Annotated in this window: 20 protein-coding genes; 13 read left to right on the top strand and 7 right to left on the bottom strand. The window is 68.3% G+C overall.

What is annotated here, in order from left to right:
- Nucleotides 1-69 precede the first annotated feature (69 nt).
- From ACQEVO_RS32980 to mnhG, 9 genes are all read left to right on the top strand, one after another.
- On the top strand, nucleotides 70-231 hold the full coding sequence (locus ACQEVO_RS32980; protein ID WP_432920637.1) for a hypothetical protein: 162 nt from the start codon (nucleotides 70-72) through the stop codon (nucleotides 229-231).
- A gap of 383 nt (nucleotides 232-614) precedes the next feature.
- Entirely contained in the window at nucleotides 615-1,070 is a 456-nt protein-coding gene (locus ACQEVO_RS32975; RefSeq protein WP_432920634.1) for a hypothetical protein, read from the top strand.
- A 62-nt stretch (nucleotides 1,071-1,132) separates the two neighbouring features.
- On the top strand, nucleotides 1,133-3,379 hold the full coding sequence (locus ACQEVO_RS32970) for an AAA family ATPase (protein WP_432920631.1): 2,247 nt from the start codon (nucleotides 1,133-1,135) through the stop codon (nucleotides 3,377-3,379).
- A gap of 378 nt (nucleotides 3,380-3,757) precedes the next feature.
- Nucleotides 3,758-6,550: a Na+/H+ antiporter subunit A gene (locus tag ACQEVO_RS32965; RefSeq protein ID WP_432920628.1), complete on the top strand. Its 2,793-nt coding sequence runs from the start codon at nucleotides 3,758-3,760 to the stop codon at nucleotides 6,548-6,550.
- Nucleotides 6,547-6,927 (top strand): Na(+)/H(+) antiporter subunit C, encoded by a 381-nt coding sequence (locus tag ACQEVO_RS32960; protein ID WP_432920625.1) that lies wholly within the window; start codon nucleotides 6,547-6,549, stop codon nucleotides 6,925-6,927. The genes ACQEVO_RS32965 and ACQEVO_RS32960 overlap by 4 nt, the downstream gene beginning before the upstream one ends.
- Entirely contained in the window at nucleotides 6,924-8,519 is a 1,596-nt protein-coding gene (locus tag ACQEVO_RS32955) for a Na+/H+ antiporter subunit D (RefSeq protein WP_432920622.1), read from the top strand. The genes ACQEVO_RS32960 and ACQEVO_RS32955 overlap by 4 nt, the downstream gene beginning before the upstream one ends.
- Nucleotides 8,516-9,067 carry a Na+/H+ antiporter subunit E gene (locus ACQEVO_RS32950; protein ID WP_432920619.1) on the top strand — a complete coding sequence of 184 codons (552 nt, stop codon included), beginning with the start codon at nucleotides 8,516-8,518 and terminating at the stop codon, nucleotides 9,065-9,067. The genes ACQEVO_RS32955 and ACQEVO_RS32950 overlap by 4 nt, the downstream gene beginning before the upstream one ends.
- Nucleotides 9,064-9,324 (top strand): monovalent cation/H+ antiporter complex subunit F, encoded by a 261-nt coding sequence (locus ACQEVO_RS32945; protein ID WP_280400745.1) that lies wholly within the window; start codon nucleotides 9,064-9,066, stop codon nucleotides 9,322-9,324. The genes ACQEVO_RS32950 and ACQEVO_RS32945 overlap by 4 nt, the downstream gene beginning before the upstream one ends.
- Complete coding sequence (mnhG, locus tag ACQEVO_RS32940; RefSeq protein ID WP_432920615.1) at nucleotides 9,321-9,659, top strand: monovalent cation/H(+) antiporter subunit G; 339 nt, start codon at nucleotides 9,321-9,323, stop codon at nucleotides 9,657-9,659. The genes ACQEVO_RS32945 and mnhG overlap by 4 nt, the downstream gene beginning before the upstream one ends.
- A gap of 86 nt (nucleotides 9,660-9,745) precedes the next feature.
- On the opposite strand, the gene ACQEVO_RS32935 is transcribed toward mnhG, so the two are convergent.
- The 5 genes from ACQEVO_RS32935 to ACQEVO_RS32915 all read right to left on the bottom strand — a co-directional run bounded on the left by ACQEVO_RS32935 (nucleotide 9,746) and on the right by ACQEVO_RS32915 (nucleotide 14,459).
- A complete protein-coding gene (locus tag ACQEVO_RS32935) occupies nucleotides 9,746-11,152 on the bottom strand; it encodes a DUF5933 domain-containing protein (RefSeq protein WP_432923257.1) in 1,407 nt (468 codons plus the stop codon).
- 114 nt (nucleotides 11,153-11,266) lie between these two features.
- Complete coding sequence (locus tag ACQEVO_RS32930; protein WP_432920613.1) at nucleotides 11,267-12,412, bottom strand: glutamate--cysteine ligase; 1,146 nt, start codon at nucleotides 12,410-12,412, stop codon at nucleotides 11,267-11,269.
- Between the two features lie 25 nt (nucleotides 12,413-12,437).
- The gene (gene sodC / locus ACQEVO_RS32925; RefSeq protein WP_432920610.1) at nucleotides 12,438-13,139 is read right to left on the bottom strand and encodes a superoxide dismutase[Cu-Zn]; all 702 of its coding nucleotides are present in this window, start codon (nucleotides 13,137-13,139) and stop codon (nucleotides 12,438-12,440) included.
- Between the two features lie 125 nt (nucleotides 13,140-13,264).
- Nucleotides 13,265-13,837 (bottom strand): LytR C-terminal domain-containing protein, encoded by a 573-nt coding sequence (locus tag ACQEVO_RS32920; protein WP_432920607.1) that lies wholly within the window; start codon nucleotides 13,835-13,837, stop codon nucleotides 13,265-13,267.
- Nucleotides 13,838-14,111: 274 nt separating this feature from the next.
- Complete coding sequence (locus ACQEVO_RS32915; RefSeq protein ID WP_432920604.1) at nucleotides 14,112-14,459, bottom strand: DUF3263 domain-containing protein; 348 nt, start codon at nucleotides 14,457-14,459, stop codon at nucleotides 14,112-14,114.
- A gap of 244 nt (nucleotides 14,460-14,703) precedes the next feature.
- On the opposite strand from ACQEVO_RS32915, the gene ACQEVO_RS32910 reads away from it, so the two are divergent.
- The 3 genes from ACQEVO_RS32910 to ACQEVO_RS32900 are packed head-to-tail and all read left to right on the top strand — an operon-like array spanning nucleotide 14,704 to nucleotide 17,144.
- On the top strand, nucleotides 14,704-15,294 hold the full coding sequence (locus ACQEVO_RS32910) for a peptide deformylase (RefSeq protein WP_432920601.1): 591 nt from the start codon (nucleotides 14,704-14,706) through the stop codon (nucleotides 15,292-15,294).
- A complete protein-coding gene (locus tag ACQEVO_RS32905; protein WP_432920598.1) occupies nucleotides 15,284-16,291 on the top strand; it encodes an N-acetylglutamate synthase, CG3035 family in 1,008 nt (335 codons plus the stop codon). Before ACQEVO_RS32910 ends, ACQEVO_RS32905 begins: the two co-directional genes overlap by 11 nt.
- A 37-nt stretch (nucleotides 16,292-16,328) precedes the next feature.
- A complete protein-coding gene (locus ACQEVO_RS32900) occupies nucleotides 16,329-17,144 on the top strand; it encodes an exodeoxyribonuclease III (RefSeq protein WP_432920595.1) in 816 nt (271 codons plus the stop codon).
- A gap of 4 nt (nucleotides 17,145-17,148) precedes the next feature.
- Here the strand turns inward: ACQEVO_RS32900 and ACQEVO_RS32895 are convergent, their stop codons facing one another.
- On the bottom strand, nucleotides 17,149-17,727 hold the full coding sequence (locus tag ACQEVO_RS32895) for a Uma2 family endonuclease (protein WP_432920592.1): 579 nt from the start codon (nucleotides 17,725-17,727) through the stop codon (nucleotides 17,149-17,151).
- Nucleotides 17,728-17,984: 257 nt separating this feature from the next.
- Between ACQEVO_RS32895 and thiC the strand changes: the two genes are divergently transcribed.
- The gene (thiC, locus tag ACQEVO_RS32890; RefSeq protein ID WP_432920589.1) at nucleotides 17,985-19,613 is read left to right on the top strand and encodes a phosphomethylpyrimidine synthase ThiC; all 1,629 of its coding nucleotides are present in this window, start codon (nucleotides 17,985-17,987) and stop codon (nucleotides 19,611-19,613) included.
- A gap of 285 nt (nucleotides 19,614-19,898) precedes the next feature.
- On the opposite strand, the gene ACQEVO_RS32885 is transcribed toward thiC, so the two are convergent.
- Nucleotides 19,899-20,201 carry a hypothetical protein gene (locus ACQEVO_RS32885; RefSeq protein WP_432920586.1) on the bottom strand — a complete coding sequence of 101 codons (303 nt, stop codon included), beginning with the start codon at nucleotides 20,199-20,201 and terminating at the stop codon, nucleotides 19,899-19,901.
- Nucleotides 20,202-20,494 lie beyond the last annotated feature (293 nt).

Here is a 20,494-nt window from a genome sequence, read left to right as displayed (position 1 = left end):
GTTCCGTATACGCCACCGCAAGCAAGACACGACGCCAGCAAACACTCAGCTACGGTAAGGTGATGGGCCGTGAACCTTCGCTCGCTATTGCGCCGCCAGAACTCCGAGGGGCTACCCCAGCTACCCGCCCTCGACCCGGATGACACCACCGGCGACGATCGCGTCGACGAACGACTGGAACGTCTGCTCACCCCCACCGAACTCGATATGGTGCGCAAACACCGCGTCTGATTCCCCGACCCGTTCCGCCACAGCAGCCACATCCTGTTGGCCGCTGACCTGAACGGTTCTGGTCCCCTCGGTTCCACACCCGCCTGCGCCGCGCGACGGCACACCGACACCGCGAATCCACCTACCCGCACATCGTCCACCTCCGTGGTTCGGGGCCCGTCTCGTTCTGGAGCGCCAGAGCGGGGGAGCGAAGCGGAGGAGCGTCGGAGTGAAGAACGAGACTTCGGGGGCCCCGAACCGGCGACGCCGGAGGCGGCGCAGTCGAACACAGAGCGGCGAGTGAAGAACGAGACCAAGGGGGCCCCGAACCCCGCGCCGCCGGAGGCGGCGCAATATATACAGCGCGCCGGAGGCTCCGGCGTGGTTGACCCGGGGAATGCGTGATGAAGCGAATCTCAACTGTTGTCGTGGCCGCTACCGCCTTCGCGGCGCTGGTGCTGTCGGGTTGTTCGGCAGAGGACGAGCCGGCCGAAGCCTCCGGACTCCGCAAGAACACCGCGACCGGCCAGTCCACGCCGGCGACCGAGTCCGCGAGCGCCCCCACCGAGACCCCCGCGCCGAGCGAGAACACCGAAACCGCCGAGGCCCCCGCGCAAACCACCGCCGCCGAGGAAACCCCCGTTTCCGGCCGGGCCTCCGACACCACCTGCGCCCAGTTCGCCCAGCTCGACGAACCCGACCAGCAGAAACTGGTCCACGACATCCTGGCCGAGAATCCCGAGAGCGCCTTCGTCGGCAACCCCAACGCCGCCCTCGGCACCGCGAAACTGGTCTGCAACTCCAGCAAACTCGCCGACCAGAAGGTCGCCGTAGTGTCCGGCATCGTCGTCAACGGGTAACCGGCACGCAGGGACCCAGGGGGGCCAAAACCCGCGCGCCGAAGGCGCGCAGAATAAACACTGTGGCTGAACTGGCATTGACCGTCCGTCTCAATTCGTCCGCCGCCGATGCCCGGCGCGGGGTGATCCGGCTGCATCCGGAAGTGCTGACCGCGCTGGGGCTACGCGAGTGGGACGGGATCATGCTGGTCGGTGCGCGGCGGACCGCGGCCGTCGCCGGGCGGGCTCCGGCCGGCACCCCGGCGGGTACGGCTCTGCTCGACGATGTGACGCTGTCCAATGCCGGGCTGCGGGAGAACGCCACGGTGGTGGTCGCGCCGGCCCGGGTGCAGGGCGCGCGGCATATTTCGGTGAGCGGGTCGCGGCACGCCACCCAGACCATTCCCGCCGCGACCCTGCGGCAGGCGTTGCTCGGCAAAGTGGTGACCGTCGGCGATACCGTTTCGCTGCTGCCCCGCGATCTGGGTCCGGATATTCCGTCCTCGGCGGCCAGTCAGGCGTTGTCGCGGACGTTCGGGATCGCTTGGACCTCCGAGCTGCTCACCGTGGTCGCCACCGAGCCGCCCGGTGTCCCGGTGAGTGTGCAGCCGAATTCGGCGGTCGAATGGACGGCCGGGGCGGTGACCGGGAACCAGGCGGCGGCGGTGCGGGTCAACGGGCAGGGCGGGCCCGGGCAGTCCATGGTGCCGAGCCATCTCGATACCGTCTGCGAAACCGATCTGCCCGGCCCGGTGCCGGTGACCAGTGCCCCCGCCACCGAGGTCCGGGTGGAGGAACTCGCCGGTGCCCGGCAGCAGGCCGCCAAGCTCGAAGAGTGGTTGAGCCTGGCCCTGGACGAGCCGGAGCTGCTGAAGGTGCTGGGCGCCGCGCCGCACCTCGGCGTGCTGATCACCGGCCCGGCCGGGGTGGGTAAGGCCACCTTGGCGCGGGCGGTGGCCGCGCCGCGGCGGGTGGTGGAGTTGGACGGCCCGTCGGTCGGGGCGGCCGAGAGCGGGGCCCGGTTGCGGGAGGTCGCGGCCGCGGTCGCGGCGGCAGGGTCGGGTAAGGGCGGCGTTCTGCTCATCACCGATATCGATGCCTTGTTGCCGGAACCGGCCGAACCGGTGGCGACACTGATCCTGGACCAGTTGCGGGCCGCGGTGGCCGAACCGTGTGTGGCGCTGCTGGCCACCACCGCGCATCCCGCGGCGGTGGATTCCCGGTTGCGGGCCCCGGACCTGTGCGATCGCGAACTCGCGCTGGCCCTGCCCACCGCGGCGATCCGCAAATCCCTGCTCGAACAGCTGCTGGCCAAGGTGCCCACCGGCGAGCTGCGGCTCGACGAGGTCGCCGCGCGGGCGCCCGGTTTCGTGGTCGCGGATCTCGCGGCGTTGTGCCGGGAGGCGGCCCTGCGGGCGGCGGCCCGGGCCAGCCGGGAAAGCGCCGAGCCCCGGCTGGAGCACGAGGATCTGCTGGGTGCACTGGAGGTGATCCGGCCGCTGTCCCGGTCGGGCACCGACGAACTGGCCATCGGCAGTCTCGGGCTCGACGAGGTGGGCGATATGGCCGAAACCAAGCAGGCGCTCACCGAGGCGGTGCTGTGGCCGCTGCGGCATCCCGATTCGTTCGCCCGGCTGGGTATCGAACCGCCGCGCGGGGTGCTGCTGTACGGCCCGCCGGGATGCGGGAAAACGTTCCTGGTGCGCGCCCTGGCGGGTAGTGGGCAACTGAGTGTGCACGCGGTCAAGGGCGCGGAACTGATGGACAAATGGGTCGGTTCCTCCGAGCGTGCGGTGCGGGAGCTGTTCCAGCGGGCACGCGATTCGGCGCCGTCGCTGATCTTCCTGGACGAGGTGGACGCGCTGGCGCCGCGACGTGGGCAGAGCTCCGACTCCGGGGTCGGCGACCGGGTGGTCGCCGCGCTGCTGACGGAGCTGGACGGGGTGCGGCCGTTGCGGGACGTGGTGGTCCTCGGTGCCACGAACCGTCCGGAACTCATCGACCCCGCGCTGCTGCGGCCCGGCCGGCTGGAACGGCTGGTGTTCGTTCCGCCGCCGGACGAACAGGCCCGGGAAGCCATCCTGCGGACGGCCGGGCGCTCGGTGCCGCTGGCCGAATCGGTCGATTTGACCCGGCTGGCCGCCGACCTGGACGGTTTTTCCGCCGCCGATTGCGCCGCCCTGCTCCGCGAGGCCGCGCTCTCGGCCATGCGCCGCGATGTACAGGCCGCCGATGTCACCGCCGACGATATCGCCGCCGCCCGCCGCGCTGTCCGCCCCTCCCTCGACCCCGCCCAGGTAGAAGCCCTCCGCCGCTACTCCGAGCGGTGAGTTTTTGGTGCCGCCTCCGGCGGCACATGGTTGCGGGCCACGGGTCCTTCGAAATGCCTCGCCGAACTCGGCGCCGCAGGTGGGCTCCTCGGGGACGGCTGTGAGCCGGGACCATTCGGTGTCCCTGAGTCGGCACCGCAGCCGGCGGTTCGGAGTGGCTGGTTATCGGTGGGCGAACGCGGTGCCGGCCGGGTGACGTTGCCACTGCTGGGGACGGCTGAGCGAGGCTTGTCCGTTATGTCTGACCTGCACAGATTGTTGCCAAAGGGTAGCCGGATGCGGACCGGGGTCCGTATACCTGTACGATGGTCCCAGATCGTGCTCGCATATGATGAGCGCGCAATACCCCGCCGCACCGGATTCCGACGGAGGTAACGCTTGCTCGCCATCCTGCTCGCACACGCCCTGGCCGCGCTTGCCGCGCCCGCAGCCGTGCGAGTACTGGGCCGCAACGCGTTCTATCCGCTGGCACTGGTGCCGCTGCTCTCCCTCGGCTGGGTGATCGCGGGCTGGAACGATATCCAGCAGGTGCGCTATGCCTGGGCCCCGACCATCGACCTCACCCTGCAGCTGCGCTCCGACCCGCTCGCCACCGTGATGAGCGCGCTGATCCTCGGCATCGGCGCGCTGGTACTCGCCTACTGCGCCCGCTATTTCGACGACGACGAACCGAAACTCGGCTCCTTCGCCGCCTGGCTGGTCGCGTTCGCCGGGGCCATGTTCGGGTTGGTCACCAGTGACAACATGCTGTTGCTGTTCGTCTTCTGGGAAATCACCACGGTCCTGTCCTTCCTGCTGGTGGGGCACAACTCCGACAGCGCGGCCGGGCGCCGGGCGGCGCTGCAGGCGCTGCTGGTCACCGGCGCGGGCGGGCTGGCCATGCTCGTGGGCATCGTGGTGCTCGGGCAGGCCTACGACACCTACCTGCTCTCCGACCTGCTTGCCGCCCCGGAACCGCCGGGCGGTATCGCGGTGCAGGTGGGGCTGGTCCTGATCTTGGTCGGCGCGCTGAGCAAATCGGCCATCGTCCCGCTGCATTTCTGGCTCCCGGGCGCGATGGCCGCGCCCACGCCGGTCAGCGCGTACCTGCACGCCGCGGCCATGGTGAAGGCCGGTGTCTACCTGATCGCCCGGCTGGCGCCGGCCTTCGCCGACGAGCCGGTCTGGCGGCCGCTGATCCTGACGCTCGGCCTGGCGTCCATGTTGCTGGCCGGTCTGCGCGCCATGCAGGTCACCGACCTGAAACTGCTCCTGGCTTTCGGCACCGTCAGCCAGCTGGGCTTTCTCGTACTCATGGTCGGGCTCGGCACCCCCGACGCCGCCTTGGCCGGCATCGGACTGCTCGTCGCCCACGCATTGTTCAAGGCCTGCCTGTTCCTGGTGGTCGGCATCGTCGACCACAATGCGGGCACTCGCGATATCGGCGAACTGTCCGGTCTCGGGCGCCGCGCACCCGTTCTCCTGGGCATCTCCACGCTGGCGGCGCTGAGTATGGCCGGTATCCCACCGCTGTGGGGTTTCGTGGCGAAAGAATCGGCCTTGGCCGCGGAACTCGCGGCGGATCCACCGCTGAGCGGTACCGGCAAATGGCTGCTGCTGGCCGGTGTCGTGCTGGGTTCCATGCTCACCGTCGCCTACAGCGCGCGGTTCATCTGGGGTGCCTTCGCCGACAAACCCGGTATCCGGGTTCCGGACTGGCACACGCCCGGACCGGCCTTCGTCGCCGCGCCCGCAGTGCTGGCCCTGGGTTCGCTGGCCGCGGGCCTCGCGGCCCCCTGGGTCGACCCGCTGCTGGCGCCCTACGCGGAGACACTGCCCGGTGAATTGACCGCACACCTGCAGCTCTGGCACGGCTTGACCCTGCCGCTGCTGTTCACCGTGACCATCATCGCCGGCGGTGCCCTGTTCTTCGTCCGGCGCGATATGTTCGGCGAATCGACGACCCTGCTGGGTAACGCCGACCGCGGCTACGATGCCGCGCTGCGCGCCATGGACCGGATATCGCTGAAAATGACCGGTTCGGTGCAACGCGGTTCTCTGCCCCTGAACCAGGCCGCCATCCTCGGCACCCTGGTGATCCTGCCCGCCACGGTGCTGGCCCTCGGCACCCGCGCCGGGGTCGAACTGCGGCTGTGGGACCGCCCGCTGCAAATGGTGATCGGCGCGATCATGATCGCGATGGCGCTGGGCGCCACCGTCCTGCGCAACCGGCTGGCGAGTGTGCTGGTGGTCGGGCTCACCGGCTACGGCTGCGGCGTGATCTTCGCCCTGCACGGCGCCCCCGACCTGGCGCTCACCCAGTTCCTGGTGGAAACCCTGACCCTGGTGATCTTCGTGCTGGTGCTGCGCGCCTTCCCCGCCGAAATCGGCCCGGAACAGCAGACCGGGTTCCAGCTCGGCCGGGCCGCGATCGCCATCGCGGTCGGGATCACGGTCCCGGTACTGGCCGCGTTCGCCGCCGCGGCGCGCAGTACCGAGCCGATCTGGGAACGGATCCCCGCGGCCGCCTACGAATTCGGCGGCGGGAAGAACGCGGTCAACGTCCTGCTGGTCGATATGCGCGCGTGGGACACCCTCGGCGAGATCTCGGTGCTGGTGGTGGCCGCCACCGGCGTGGCCTCGCTGGTCTTCCGGAGCCGCCGGTTCGGCCTACCGCCCCGCGCCGCCGACGCACCGAACTACCGGCCCGGGAAGGTGAGCTGGCTACCCGCCGGCCGGCTGGTGGACCGCCGCGAACGGTCGATGGTCCTGCAGATCACCACCCGCCTGGTGTTCCCCACCATGATGGTGCTGTCGGTGTATTTCTTCTTCTCCGGCCACAACGCACCCGGCGGTGGTTTCGCCGGCGGGCTCATCGCCGGCCTGGCATTGGTCCTGCGCTACCTGGCGGGCGGACAGTACGAACTCGGTGAGGCCCTCCCCGTCGACGCCGGCCATCTACTGGGCGCCGGGCTGGTGCTGGCGGCGGGGACGGCGACCGTACCGCTGCTCCTGGGTGCACCACCGCTGTACTCGGTGATCGTCGAGGCGACGGTTCCGCTGCTCGGCCACATCAAATTGGTGACCTCGCTGTTCTTCGATCTCGGCGTGTACCTGATCGTCGTGGGCCTGGTCCTGGACGTACTGCGCAGCCTCGGGGCGCGCCTGGACGACGAGCTGGTGCAATCATGAGCGCGAACCTGACCCTGCTGGTCCTCGTCGGCGTCCTGCTGGCCTGCGGCGTCTATCTGCTGCTCGAACGCACGGTCACGAAGATGCTGCTCGGCATTCTGCTGATCGGTAATGCCGTGAACCTGCTGATCCTCACCATGGGCGGGCCGGACGGCGCGCCACCGATCCAGGGCGCCGCCGATACCGTCCGCGACACCATGGCCGACCCGCTCGCCCAGGCACTGGTGCTGACCGCCATCGTCATCACCATGGGCGTTTCGGCGTTCGTCCTCGCCCTGGCCTACCGCTCCTACATCCTGACCACCAGCGAAAAAGTCGAGAACGACCCGGAGGACGTCGGGATCGCCGCGCGCGAGCGGGAGGACCCCGAAGAATGAGCCTGCCGCAGAATCTCCTGCCCGCACTCGCGCCGCTGCCGGTACTCATCCCGCTGCTGGCCGCCGCCGCGACCCTCATCGCCGGACGCCGGCCCCGCTTCCAGCGGGTGGTCGTGATGGTGGCGCTCACCGCCGCGGTCGTGGTGTGCGCGGCGATGCTGTACCTGGCCGACCGCGACGGCACGGTCGCGGTGCAGGTCGGCGGCTGGGAGACGCCGATCGGGATCACCATCGTGGTGGACCGGCTCTCGGCGGCCATGCTGCTGGTCTCCCAGATCGTGCTGCTCGCTGTCGCCGTCTACGGCGCCGGGCAGAACATCGGGGACAGCCGGGTCCGCCAGCCGACCTCGATCTTCTGGCCCACCTACCTGGTGCTCAACGCCGGGGTGTCGATGGCGTTCCTGGCCGGTGATCTGTTCAACCTGTTCGTGGGTTTCGAAATCCTGCTGGTGGCCTCGTTCGTACTGCTCACCCTGGGCGCCACCGCGGAAAGAATCCGGGCGGGTGTCTCGTATGTGATGGTGTCGATGGTGTCGTCGATGATCTTCCTGATGGGCGTCGCCGTCGTCTACGGAGCCACCGGGACCCTCAACTTCGCCCAGCTCGCCGTGCGCATGGACGCCGTCCCCGACGGGATCCGCCAGGCCGTCTACGGCGTCCTGCTCGTCGCGTTCGGTATCAAGGCGGCGGTGTTCCCGCTGTCGAACTGGCTGCCCGACTCCTATCCCACCGCACCGGCACCGGTGACCGCGGTCTTCGCCGGCCTGCTCACCAAGGTCGGCGTGTACGCCATCCTGCGCACCCAGACCCTGCTGTTCCCCGACGGCGGATTCGACAACCTGCTGCTGATCGCGGGGCTGCTCACCATGCTGATCGGCATATTCGGTGCGATCGCGCAGAACGATATCCGCCGTTTGCTCTCGTTCACGCTGGTCAGCCATATCGGCTACATGATGTTCGGTGTCGGGATCGCGAGCATGCTGGGCCTGGCGGGCGCCGTCTACTACATCGCGCACCACATCCTGGTGCAAACCGCGTTGTTCCTGGTGGCCGGGCTGATAGAACGGCAGGCCGGTTCCACCTCACTGCGCCGGGTCGGCGGGATGGCGGCGGCGAGCCCGCTGCTGGCCGGGTTGTTCCTGATCCCGGCTCTCAACCTCGGGGGTATCCCGCCGTTCTCCGGGTTCATCGGCAAGGTCACCCTGTTGCAGGCCGGCGCCGAAGACGGCAGCACACTGGCCTGGATCCTGGTCGGCGGCTCGGTGGTCACCAGCCTGCTGACGCTCTATGTGATGGCGCGGGTCTGGAGCAAGGCGTTCTGGCGGCCGCGCGAACAGGCGCCGGACGGTCACCTCGTGGCCGCGACGCTGCCCTCCCTGGTCGAGGACAACACCGACATGCTCTACGACGAACGCATCGATCCCGGCCGGCTGCCCACGATGATGGTGCTGCCGACAGCGGCGCTGGTCGCGGTGGGTCTGGCGCTCACGGTGTGGGCGGGCCCGATCCTGGGCATCGCCGACCGGTCCGCGGCCGAACTACAGGACCGCAGCATCTATATCGGAGCCGTACTCGGCGGAGGGACGAAATGAAACTCCGCACCGCGATCACCCGCGACAACGCCCTGCGTACCGGCGTGCTGCTCTGGCTGGCGCTGGTGTGGGTCGCGCTGTGGGGGCAGATCAGCGTCGCCAACGTCCTGGCGGGCCTGGCGGTCGGCGCAGTGATCATGGTGACCCTGCCCCTGCCCCGGATACCCGTACAGGGACAGCTGCGCATCCTGCCGCTGCTGAAACTGCTGGCCTATTTCGCGTACTACGCGATCGAATCGAGCCTGCAACTCGCCTGGTTCGCGCTGCGTCCCGGCCCGGCGCCCGAATCCGGGGTGCTGCGGGTACAGTTCGCGTTCCGCTCCGACCTGGTGCTGGTGCTGTGCACCAACCTGCTCAACCTGATCCCCGGCACCATGGTCCTGGAAATCGACCGGGAACAGTGCGTGGTCTATGTGCACGTGATCGACGTGAGCAGCGAAAAGGCGGTAGCCAGCTTCTACCGCACCATCCGCCGGGTGGAGACGCTGTTGATCGAGGCGTTCCAGCGCCGCGCCACCCCACTGCCCACCCAGGAGGTGCAGCCGTGATCGTCGTAGCCCTGGTGGCCGCGGTCCTGCTCGGTACGGCCGCGTTGATCACCGCGTACCGGATCCTCGCCGGCCCGGACACCCTCGACCGGGTGGTCGGGATCGACTCGATCATCGCGATGGCGATCTGCGGCCTGGCGGTATGGGCCGCCTACAGCCGGGACACCAGCGTGGTGCCGGCGATCGTCGCGCTCTCCCTGGTCGGGTTCCTGGGGTCGGCGGCCGTCACCCGCTACCGCGTCCGGGACGACCGATGAGCACGTTCCTGAACATCGCCTCGGGCACGCTGATCATCATCGGCTCGCTGATGGCGCTCACCGCGGCCGTCGGGATCGTCCGCTTCCCGGACACCCTGCTGCGAATGCACGCCGCGACCAAACCTCAGGTGATCGGGCTCAACCTGGTCCTGGCGGGCACCTGCCTGCGGGTCTACGACGACCCGAATGTCTGGATGCTGATCCTGGTGGGCCTGTTCACACTGCTCACCGCCCCCGTGATCGCCCACCTGATCGGCCGCACGGCCTACCGGGAGCAACGCCACCGCGAGGATCTGCTGGTCGTGAACGAACTGGGCGACAAACTGGACGACTAGCAGCGAGTGCGCCGGGCACCGGATCGCGAAGGTGGGAAGGTAGACCGGTCCGCGAAGGTGCTGTGCTTTCGGCGCGCTGGCGCGGGTCAGCGGGACTCGACAGGCTCGCTGGTGGGTGTCGGCGAGCTCTCCGGCCGCGGCAGCTGGGCGGTGAGGAACCTGTCCGTGCCGGCTGTTGCCGAGTCGGCGGCCAGCGGGACGCCGGTGCGGCGGCGGGCGAACCAGGTCGCGTGGAAACCGGCGGCCACGGCGGCCAGCAGCGCCAGTACGACCGAGCCGGCCACGACCGGGTAGTCGGCCATCTGCACCGCGAGATAGCGGTAGCCGAGCAGCAGCGTGACCAGGACCAGCGCACCACCGCCCACCAGGCGGATGCGGAACCAGCCCCAGCCGCGTTCCGGTTCGCGCAGGGCCGATTCGACCGTCAGGCAGAGCACCGCGCCGGCGACCAGGTCGACGCCGTAGTGATAGCCGAAACCGAGGGTCGCGGCCAGGGTGCACAGCAGCCAGAAGGTTCCGCCCCAACGCAACCAGGTGGGGGCCAGGGTGCCGTCGGCATTGCGGCGGGTGTGCAGGAACAGTGCCAGCGCCCACGCGGTATGCATCGAAGGCATGCAATTGCGCGGGGCGAGATCGGAGAACAGCAGAGCTTCGGGGGTGCGGTCCAGCGGCGGCACCACCCCGGGCCAGTAGTTGCCCACCTGGAATCCGCCGCCGTCCACGCCGTAGACGAACATGGGCCCCACCACCGGAAACAGGATGTACACCAGCGGACCCACCAGGCCCAGCACCAGGAACGTGCGCACCAGGTAGTGGTTCGGCCAGCGGCCGCCGCCCACCACGGCCCGCAACTGCCAGACCGCCACCACGATCGCCGCCGCGGGCAGTTCGATGTACACCCAGTGCAGGACGGCGTCGGGAATCGGGCCCAGCACCTCCAAAGCCCGCCCCATCACCCAGGACGGGTCGCCGAGCGCGTGGTCGGCCAGCATCACGTACTGGTCCAGCACTTGCGGGCGCAGGTCGACGGTGATGTGCAACCACACATCGCCGACCTTGGTCGCCAGGATCAGTAGCGCGCCCAGCGCCGCCGCGTGCAACGCGTTCCGCCGCTGCCGCCCGGTCCAGCGCCACCAAGCCAGCAGCGCGAGACCGGTGAGGACCAGCACGGGCCCGTTGCCGACGGTGAACGCACCGCCCAGCGCCACCCGGACACCCGCGTACACCAGGTCGATCGCCACCGCCGCCGCGAGCGCGATCACCCGGTGCCGGTTACCGATCCCCACCAGCGCGAGCACCAGCCCCGCCCAGGGCACCGTCATCGACTTGGGCGTACCGGCGTAATCGCGGAACAGGCTCTCCAGCGGGCCTTCGTAGCCCCGCCACAGCGCCACCCCCTGCAACACCACCAGCAGTACGGGGACCGCGAGAACAGCGAGCACCCGAATCCCCCGGTGCGGCGCAGATTTGCGCGCCGCGGCTCCAGCTCCCATATTCGGGTTTTCGACTAGCACCCGCTCATCGTAAACGGCACGTGAACGGCATCCCTATGGCCTGTTGAATAGGAGGTGGACCCGGGTAGGCGGGCGTCCGGATTGGGCTGGTGGCTAATCGCGTAATTCGCGGACCAGGGCGTCGACGACGGCTATCAGGTCGCCCTGGGCCGCGGCGGCGGTTTGGCGCTGGCGTTGATAGTTGGCGCCGCGCCGTGGGATATCCGCCACAGCGGCGAGTTCGTCGGCGCAGCCGAGGCGGCGGGCGGTCGGTTCGAGGCGGTTCAGGAGATCCTCGAGATCCTCGGTGACCAGGCGTTCGGTGTTGTCGGAGTCGACGATCACGATGGCGTCCAAGCCGTAGCGAGCGGCGCGCCATTTGTTCTCCTGCACATGCCACGGCGGCAGGGTCGGCAGGTCCTCGCCACGCTCCACCTGCTCGTCCAGATGCACGATCAGGCTGTGGATGAGCGCGGCCAGCGCCGCGAGTTCGCCGCGGCTCGAGATACCGTCACAGATCCGCACCTCGATGGTGCCCCATTTCGGAGCCGGCCGGATATCCCAGTGCATCCCGCCGAGTTGTTCGAACACACCGGTTTTCATCTCGTCGTGCACGTAATGCTCGAACTGGGTCCAGTTCTCGAACTGGAACGGCAGGCCCGCCGTCGGCAACTGCTGGAACATGAGGGCGCGGTTGCTCGCGTAACCGGTATCCGAACCCGACCACATCGGTGAGGACGCCGACAGCGCCAGCAGATGCGGATAGGACAGCAGCAGCGAGTTCAGGATCGGAAAGACCTTGTCCCGGTGCGAAACTCCAACGTGCACGTGCACACCCCAGATGAGCATCTGCCGGCCCCACCACTGGGTGCGTTCGATGAGCTCGTCGTAATGTTCCGAACGCGTGAGCTGTTGCGTCGACCACTGCGCGAACGGATGCGTACCGGCGCAGAACAGGTCCACCCCTAGTTCGTCGGCGGCCCGGCGCACGGTATCCATGGTGCCGGACAGATCCTGCACCGCGGACCCGACGGTTTCGTGTACACCGGTGACCAGTTCCACCGTGTTGCGCAGCAGCTCCTTGGTGACCTGCGGGGTGCCGTCGTGGGCCCGGAGTTCACCGACCGCGTCGAAAACGGCGGCAGCGGTGTTGGACAGATCGCGGCTCGTCTTGTCGACGAGCGCGATCTCCCATTCGATGCCGATGGTCGGCCGGGGTGAACCACGAAAAGGTACCGGGTCGATCCGTGCCCCACCCATACACGCCTCCGTCGCGGGTCGACAGCTACCCGATGACGCCGCAGCCGACGCGGCCGCCCGCGTCACCGGTGCTCATCGTTTGCTCATCCGGGCCGGTGCCACCCGGACGGGTGTAGCGGTCCGGGATATTGGCGAAGTTGTCCGAGCCGGCGTGGATGATGATCGCCTTGCCCTGGATATCGGCCATGGTGACCTTGTCGGTCGTGGTCACCAGGTAGCCGTGCCCGTCCTCGCGCACCTGCAGCGAGGTCAGGTCGCCGCTGGCGGGATGCCCGGTGGCGCCGCCGAGCTGCAGATGCCCACCGGCGGACAGGAAGTCACCGGGCGCGCCACCGGCGGGCGGCGCGGAATTGGCTTCGCATTTGCCTTCCTGGTGGATGTGCAGGCCGTGGAAACCGGGGGTGAGGCCGGTGGCGTCGACCGTGACCCGCAGGTGATTGCCCTCGTCGGTGAAATTGGCGGTGCCGAGCGACTGCCCGTTCGGCGACTTCAGCTCGACCTCGGTGCCGGAACCGGCCGGGGTGTCCTGCTCTTCGCTGTGCTCACCGTGCTGCCCGTGCTCGCCCTCGCCGGACGGAGCCGCCTTCGAGGTGAACACCGGCGGAGTCGTTCCCGGCACATCGCTGGATTCCTGGCTGTTCGTGCAGGCAACGAGGCCGAAAGCCGCGACAGCCAGCACCGGGGTCACGCTCCGCCAGGACGGGCGACGAGATGAGGACGGTGCCATCAGGGAACTCCTTTACGAGTACCGAGTTTACGGGTAGAGCGTTTCGACAACGATCTTTCGACGCAGACGATGATGCCACGCCCGCCGTATCCGCCCGGGACGCCCCCGACCTCCGGCCGCCGGGTTCACCTACCGGTCACCACTACGACCACCCCGGAGCCGTCGCCCAGCCCGGGGACCATGGGCGCGGTGACGGCGCCGAGATCCGCGGCGACCGCTTCGGCGGCGGCTTTGTCGGCGGGGGCATCGCCGTAGTAGACGGTGGTGGCCGCGAGCGTGGTCGCCGCGTAGTTGCCGGTGGAGGTGCTGGTCCAGCCCTTGGCGGTGAGTTCGTTCGCGGTGGTGGCGGCCAGACCGGCGACCAGACTGTTGTTGAGCACCCGGATCGGCGTGGCCCGGTCGACCGCACCGGCGGAAGCCGAAGTGGTGGCGGTGGTGGTCGTGGCGCCCGCGGTGGTGGTCGCACCCGCCGAGGTGGAGCCCGCCGCTGCCGTGGTGGGCGCCGCGAGGCTCGTGGTGAGACGCGGGGCGGTCGGCGCGGCGGCGGCCGAGGTGGAACCGGTGTCCTCGGCGGTATCGGAATCCGCGCTCGACAGCGACATCGCACCCAAGCCGGCGAAAACGATCGACAGGGCGATCAGAACCATTGCCGTCGCACGCAGCGGCGGTCCACCGGAGCCAGCGTTCGAATTGCTCACCCGCCCGAGCCTAGCGGTTGCGGTATTTTTTGCGCGCTGGCGCGCGCGGGTTCGGGGCCCCCTTGGTTTCGAATCTTCCCTCCTCCGCTCCTCCGCTTCGCTCCCCCGCTCCGTCAGTCCAGATCCGAAACGGGCCCCGAACCATGAAGGAGAGGAAATACGGGCTTGCCGTGGTGAGGTTGTGGTTCGTTACCGGTTGATATGCGATGCACCGAGGCGGGCGCCGGTGGCCGGGATTTCCTGCACCGGACCCGTAGGGCCGACGTAGTGGGGTTTACACCTGGAAGCCGAGCTTGCGGGCCGCGCGGGATTTCTGGCGGCCGGCGCGCAGCCGGCGTAGGCGTTTCACCAGCATCGGATCGACAGCGAGTGCTTCCGGGCGGTCGATGAGGGTGTTGAGGACCTGGTAGTAACGGGTGGGCGAGAGCGCGAACAGCTCGCGGATCGCCTCTTCCTTGGCGCCCGCGTACTTCCACCACTGCCGCTCGAAGGCCAGGATCTCGTGTTCCCGGCGGCTCAGGCCGCTTTCGGGATCATGAGCCGGTTCGGGAAACGCATTCGCTGTGTTGGCCGAAGGACTGCCCTGGGTTGCGGAAAGATCCCGCGCTGCTGCGCCGTCCATCTTGCTCCTCGCCGAGTTACCACCGGACGCGATCGAATCGTGACCGAACGCCTCACCGTGTTACTGCCTTGCGATATTCAACCACGACACCCGGTCGCTCGCTGCCGAGTCCATCCGGGCGTGTCCGGTACGGACGTACCGGAAATCCGGGCGCTGACCGGCCGGACCCGCCACGACCACCGTCGCGGTCATACCGGACAGGCCCTTTTCACGGCACGGCACCCACCCCAATAAGCTCGTAACCATGTCAATCCTGCCCATCGTGATCGTCGGTGATCCGGTCCTGCACCGTCCGACCGAGCCGGTGACCGAATCACCGGCCGAACTGGCCGGGCTGATCACCGATATGTACGAAACGCTGGACGCCGCCAACGGCGTGGGCCTGGCCGCCAATCAGGTCGGCGTGGCCAAACGGCTCTTCGTCTACGACTGCCCCGACCGGGCGGCCGACGGCACGGTGGCGCGGCGCCGCGGGGCGGTGATCAACCCGGTGCTGGAGACCTCGGAGATCCCGGAAACCATGCCGGACCCCGATGACGACGAGGAGGGCTGCCTCTCGGTACCCGGTGAGCAGTTCCCCACCGGGCGCGCCGACTGGGCGAAGGTCACCGGCACCGACGAGCACGGTGAGCCGGTCACGGTGGAGGGCACGGGCTTCTTCGCCCGCATGTTGCAGCACGAGGTAGGCCACCTCGACGGTTTCCTGTACATCGACGTGCTCATCGGCCGGCATGCGCGCGCGGCCAAGAAATCGGTGAAGCGCAACGGCTGGGGCGTCCCCGGTCTGAGCTGGCTACCCGGGAGCGACCCGGACCCCTTCGGACATGACGACTGAACCGCCCGGCCCCGAGAACCATCCCGCCGCGGCCGATCTCCCGATCGGTGAGCGGGTCGTCGTCCGCTACCGCCTGCCCGACGGCAGTGAACCACCGCTGACCGATGTGATCGGCGAGGTGATGTCGACGAATCCGCTCACCGTCATGGGCGCCGACGGTCATCCGGTGCTGATTCCCGCCGGCCGGATCGTCGCGTTGAAAACGCTGTCACCGCGGCCCATTCGCACCTCCGAGATCCGCGCCCTGGAATCCGCGGCCGCCTACGGCTGGCCGGGCACCGAATACGCCTGGATCGACGGCTGGATGCTGCGCGCCGGGCACGGCTATACGCGCCGCGCCAATTCCGCTGTACCCATCGGTGATTCGAGCGGTCCGGCGCGGGTCGAGGCGGACACCCTGCAGCGGATCGGCGCCTGGTACGCCGCGAAGGGTCTGCCGTTGCAGCTGGCCCTGCCGGACCGGCTGGCGACCGTGCCACCGGGCTGGAACAGCTGGGGCGAAACCCAGGTCCTGGGCATCGACCTGGAAAATTTCGTACTCCCGCAGGGGCCGTCCATGGTCCGGATCGCCACCGAACCCGATATCGCCTGGCTGGAGATCCACCGCCACCGCGGCGACGAACCCAGCGGTCATACCGCCACCGTGCCGCTGCCCGAGGTGCTCTGCGCGGTGCACGACGGGCAACTCGGTTTCGCCTCGCTGGGGCTGCCGAGCCCGATCGCCATCGCCCGCGGCGCCCTCACCACCGCCGCCGACGGCCGCCGCTGGGTGGGCCTGACGTGCGTCGCGGTCCTGGCCGCGCACCGCCGCCACGGCCTGGCCGCACTGGTCTGCGGGGAACTGCTGCGCTGGGGTCACGACCGTGGCGCCACCCATGCGTACGTGCAGGTCGAGGCCGGTAATGTGGAGGCATTGGAACTCTTCGGCGAGCTGGGTTTCCTGGACCACCACAGCTACCGCTACGCCGTCCCCGGGGGCGCTCCGGCCACGCTGTAGCCACGCCCCACCGATACGTGAGAACAGGGATTTTTCGTTGCGACTGGCAACCTGGAATGTGAATTCGATCCGCTCCCGGCAGGACCGGGTGCTGGCCTGGCTGGACCGGCAGGACATCGACGTGCTCGCCCTGCAGGAAACCAAATGCCGGGACGATCAGTTCCCGTTCGAGCGGTTCACCGAGGCCGGGTACGAGGTCGCGCATGTGGGGCTCAACCAGTGGAACGGCGTGGCGATCGCGTCGCGGGTCGGGCTCGAGGATGTGGAGATCGGCTTCCCGGATCAGCCCGGGTTCGACCGGGACGCCGCGGACGCACTCATCAGCACGCCCACGGTCGAAGCGCGGGCCCTTGGCGCGACGTGCGGCGGGGTCCGGGTGTGGAGCCTGTACGTACCCAACGGCCGCACCCTGAACGATCCGCACTACGAATACAAACTCGCCTGGCTGGCGGCCCTGCGCGAGAACGCGGCCCGCTGGCTGGCCGCGGACCCGGATGTGAAGACCGCCCTCGTCGGTGACTGGAATATCGCGCCCACCGACGACGATGTGTGGTCCACCGAGTTCTTCGCCGGGAAAACCCATGTCTCCCAGCCGGAACGAGACGCCTTCACCGCCATCACCGACACCGGTTTCACCGATGTGATGCGACCCTTCGCACCCGGCCCCGGGGTCTACACCTACTGGGATTACACCCAGCTGCGCTTCCCCCGTAAGGAAGGTATGCGCATCGATTTCATCCTCGCCTCCCCCGCGCTGTCCGCCACCGTGGTCGATGCCGGGGTCGACCGCGAAGAACGCAAGGGCAAAGGCGCCAGCGACCACGCGCCGGTCATCGCCGAGTTCGGCGAGTGATTCGCTAAGTCCACTCCAGCAGGGGATCGGTGGCGAGGATGACGCCCAATGGTTCGGGGATCTCGATATCGGTGCCGAACGGGAAGATCTCGCGTTCGGCGTAGCGGCCGTCGTCGGGTTCGCTGAAGATATTGACTTCCGCGGCGCCGCGGTCGATCAGCAGGTACAGCGGGATACCGGTGGCGGCGTAGAGGAACGGTTTGTCCAGCCGGTCCCGCAATTCGGTGTGCTGGGCCCGGGAGGTGACCTCGATGGTCATCAAAACCGGGTTCGGGTCCGACCATTCGCCTTCACCGGCGAACGCCGACGCGGGCGCGAGAATCGCGTCCGGACGTACCCGGCTGCCACCGCTACGCCCGGCCCGCAGCCCACGGTCGGCGAACAACCACAGCTCGGAGCGGCGCGGCACCAGAAACCGGGCCAGCCACTGCACGACCCGGCTGTGGTTCGCATCCGGCCGCGCCTTCGCGGCCAGCAGGCCGTTCAGGTATTCCAGCCGCAGTCCCTCGGATATGCGCTGCGCCGCGGCGTCGAGTTCCTCGAACTCGCCCACGGTCATCAGCGATCCATGCGAGAGCGTCACCGTTCGACCCTATCGCTCACGGCCCCGGGAAGCCGTATTCGAACAACTTGGGTCGATTGATGTCACATTTCGCGGCGGGCGGGCCCGGGAATGCCCATCGTCCGGCAGCGTGGACCGCGGGCTAGTAGGGTCTGTGGGGGAAATTCATCCAACGGGGGCTCGCACCAGCGGGCTGAGAGGACGGCTAGCCCCATCGGGGCGTTCAGGGCTGTCGACCGTATGAACCTGACCGGGTAATGCCGGCGTAGGGAGAGAAAATGACGGGCACATCTGTCGATTCCGTGACCACCGGTCCGATCGAGGGCAGCGTCAAGCACTATCACGAGGTGGACGGCCTGCGGGTGCCGGTGCGCCGGATCCAGCTGACCAACGGCGAGCATTTCGACGTGTACGACACCTCGGGGCCGTATACCGATGACTCGGCGACCGTCGACCTGGAAGCCGGGCTACCGAAATTACGCGACACCTGGACGAAACCGGAACTACCGGGACCGCGAACCCAGCTGGCCTGGGCCCGCGCCGGAGTCGTCACCCCGGAGATGCGATTCATCGCCGCCCGTGAAGGGGTTCCCGCCGATCTGGTGCGCGAGGAGGTCGCCGCGGGCCGGGCCGTGATCCCGGCCAACCACCGGCATCCGGAACTCGAACCGACCGTCATCGGCAAGAAGTTCCTGGTGAAGATCAACGCCAATATCGGCAATTCCGCGGTGTCGTCCTCGATCGCCGAGGAAGTCGAGAAGATGGTGTGGGCCACCCGCTGGGGCGCCGACACCATCATGGACCTGTCCACCGGCAAGAACATCCACGAAACCCGCGAGTGGATCCTGCGCAACTCCCCCGTACCGGTCGGCACCGTGCCGATCTATCAGGCATTGGAGAAGGTGAACGGCGATCCGGCCGCGCTCACCTGGGAGCTCTACCGCGACACCGTGATCGAGCAGTGCGAACAGGGTGTCGACTATATGACCGTCCACGCCGGTGTCCTGCTGCGGTATGTGCCGCTCACCGCGAAACGGGTCACCGGGATCGTCTCGCGCGGTGGTTCGATCATGGCCGCGTGGTGCCTGGCCCACCATCGGGAATCGTTCCTGTACACGCATTTCGAGGAGTTGTGCGAGATCCTGGCACGCTACGACGTGACGTTCTCGCTCGGCGACGGCCTGCGCCCCGGGTCGATCGCCGACGCCAACGACGAGGCGCAGTTCGCCGAACTCCGCACCCTCGGCGAACTGACCAAGGTCGCGAAATCGCACGGCGTACAGGTGATGATCGAAGGCCCCGGCCACGTACCGATGCACAAGATCGTCGAGAACGTGCGGCTGGAGGAAGAGTTGTGCGAGGAGGCACCCTTCTACACACTCGGCCCGCTGGCCACCGATATCGCCCCCGCCTACGACCACATCACCTCAGCGATCGGCGCGGCCATGATCGCGCAGGCCGGGACCGCGATGCTGTGCTACGTCACCCCCAAAGAGCACCTCGGCCTCCCCAACCGCGACGACGTGAAGACCGGCGTCATCACCTACAAAATCGCCGCGCATTCCGCCGATCTCGCCAAGGGCCACCCGCACGCCCAGCGCCGCGACGACGAACTGTCCAAGGCCCGCTTCGAATTCCGCTGGCGCGACCAGTTCGCCCTCTCCCTGGACCCCGACACCGCCCGCGAATACCACGACGAGACGATGCCCGCGGAACCCGCCAAAACCGCCCACTTCTGCTCGATGTGCGGTCCGAAATTCTGCTCGATGCGAATCTCGGCGGACGTCCGCGAGTACGCGGAGCAACACAACCTCACCGATGTGGAGGCCATCGAGGCGGGGATGGCCGAGAAGTCAGCCGAGTTCGCCGACTCCGGTAACCGCGTGTACCTCCCGATCACCACCTGATCCAGGTTCTCGAGGCCCGCCTGAATCCGGCAAATCAGGGCGGGCCTCGAGTACTGCGTATCGTCGAACTCCCTCCACCGCTGCCGCGCCGGCAATTCTGGCCTCAGGGTTCCCGCGCACGGCTACGCTCCCGACCGGGCGCTTCCCGGGCCGAACTGGCGCGGGCCGATGCCGCATGGGGTTGATCGGTACAGCGACGAGATGATCACGGCCACCAGATCGTCGCGGCAATCACCAGCAGAGGTAGTCCGATCGCGATGGCGAAACCGATAGCGACCGCGGCGCTCATGGGCCCACCTTCGTGAAGGCCCAGCGGGCGAAGCTGAGGCGCGGTACCACGGTTTCCACGTCGGCCACATCCATGACCGCGTTGAGTTCGAGCGGGCTCAGGTGGTCGGGTGCCGGGAGGATCACCAGATCGGCCCCAGCGTTGCGCGCTTGGTCGGCCACTCGCAGCACCGACCGTTCGTCTGGCCACACGAGGCGGTACCCGAGGTGGCGGGCGAGTCGTTGTATCTGGGCGCGATCCCATTCGGGTGCAGGGCTGGTGTCATAGTCGATCCAGCCAAACGCGATCAGTTCGGACATTCTGGTCACCTGGCGTCTGAGGTCGGTTTATTGTTCCCAGCTCATCGCGTATTGCGTCGGCAAATAAGATGTGCGGGCCGGACAGGTGTGTGCGTGGGGGGTGTGCAGAAGGCGTCAACCGTCGTCATGGGCGTAATCGCCGTGACACACTCCGGTTATGGGACGTCACCCCAAACAGCCGAACCACCAGTTGGCCGGGTTGCTCGATGAAACTCGTTCGAGCCGAAAAGGTTTGGCACGCCGAGTTGTCGAACGTGGCCGTGCGGTTGGTATCGAGCTGCGCTACGACCACA

Origin of the sequence: Nocardia sp. CA-290969 (assembly GCF_050936135.1) — a bacterium.
Lineage (GTDB): Bacteria > Actinomycetota > Actinomycetes > Mycobacteriales > Mycobacteriaceae > Nocardia.
The sequence above is the reverse complement of the archived record's forward strand: the minus strand, read 5'-3'. Positions and strand labels throughout refer to the sequence as shown.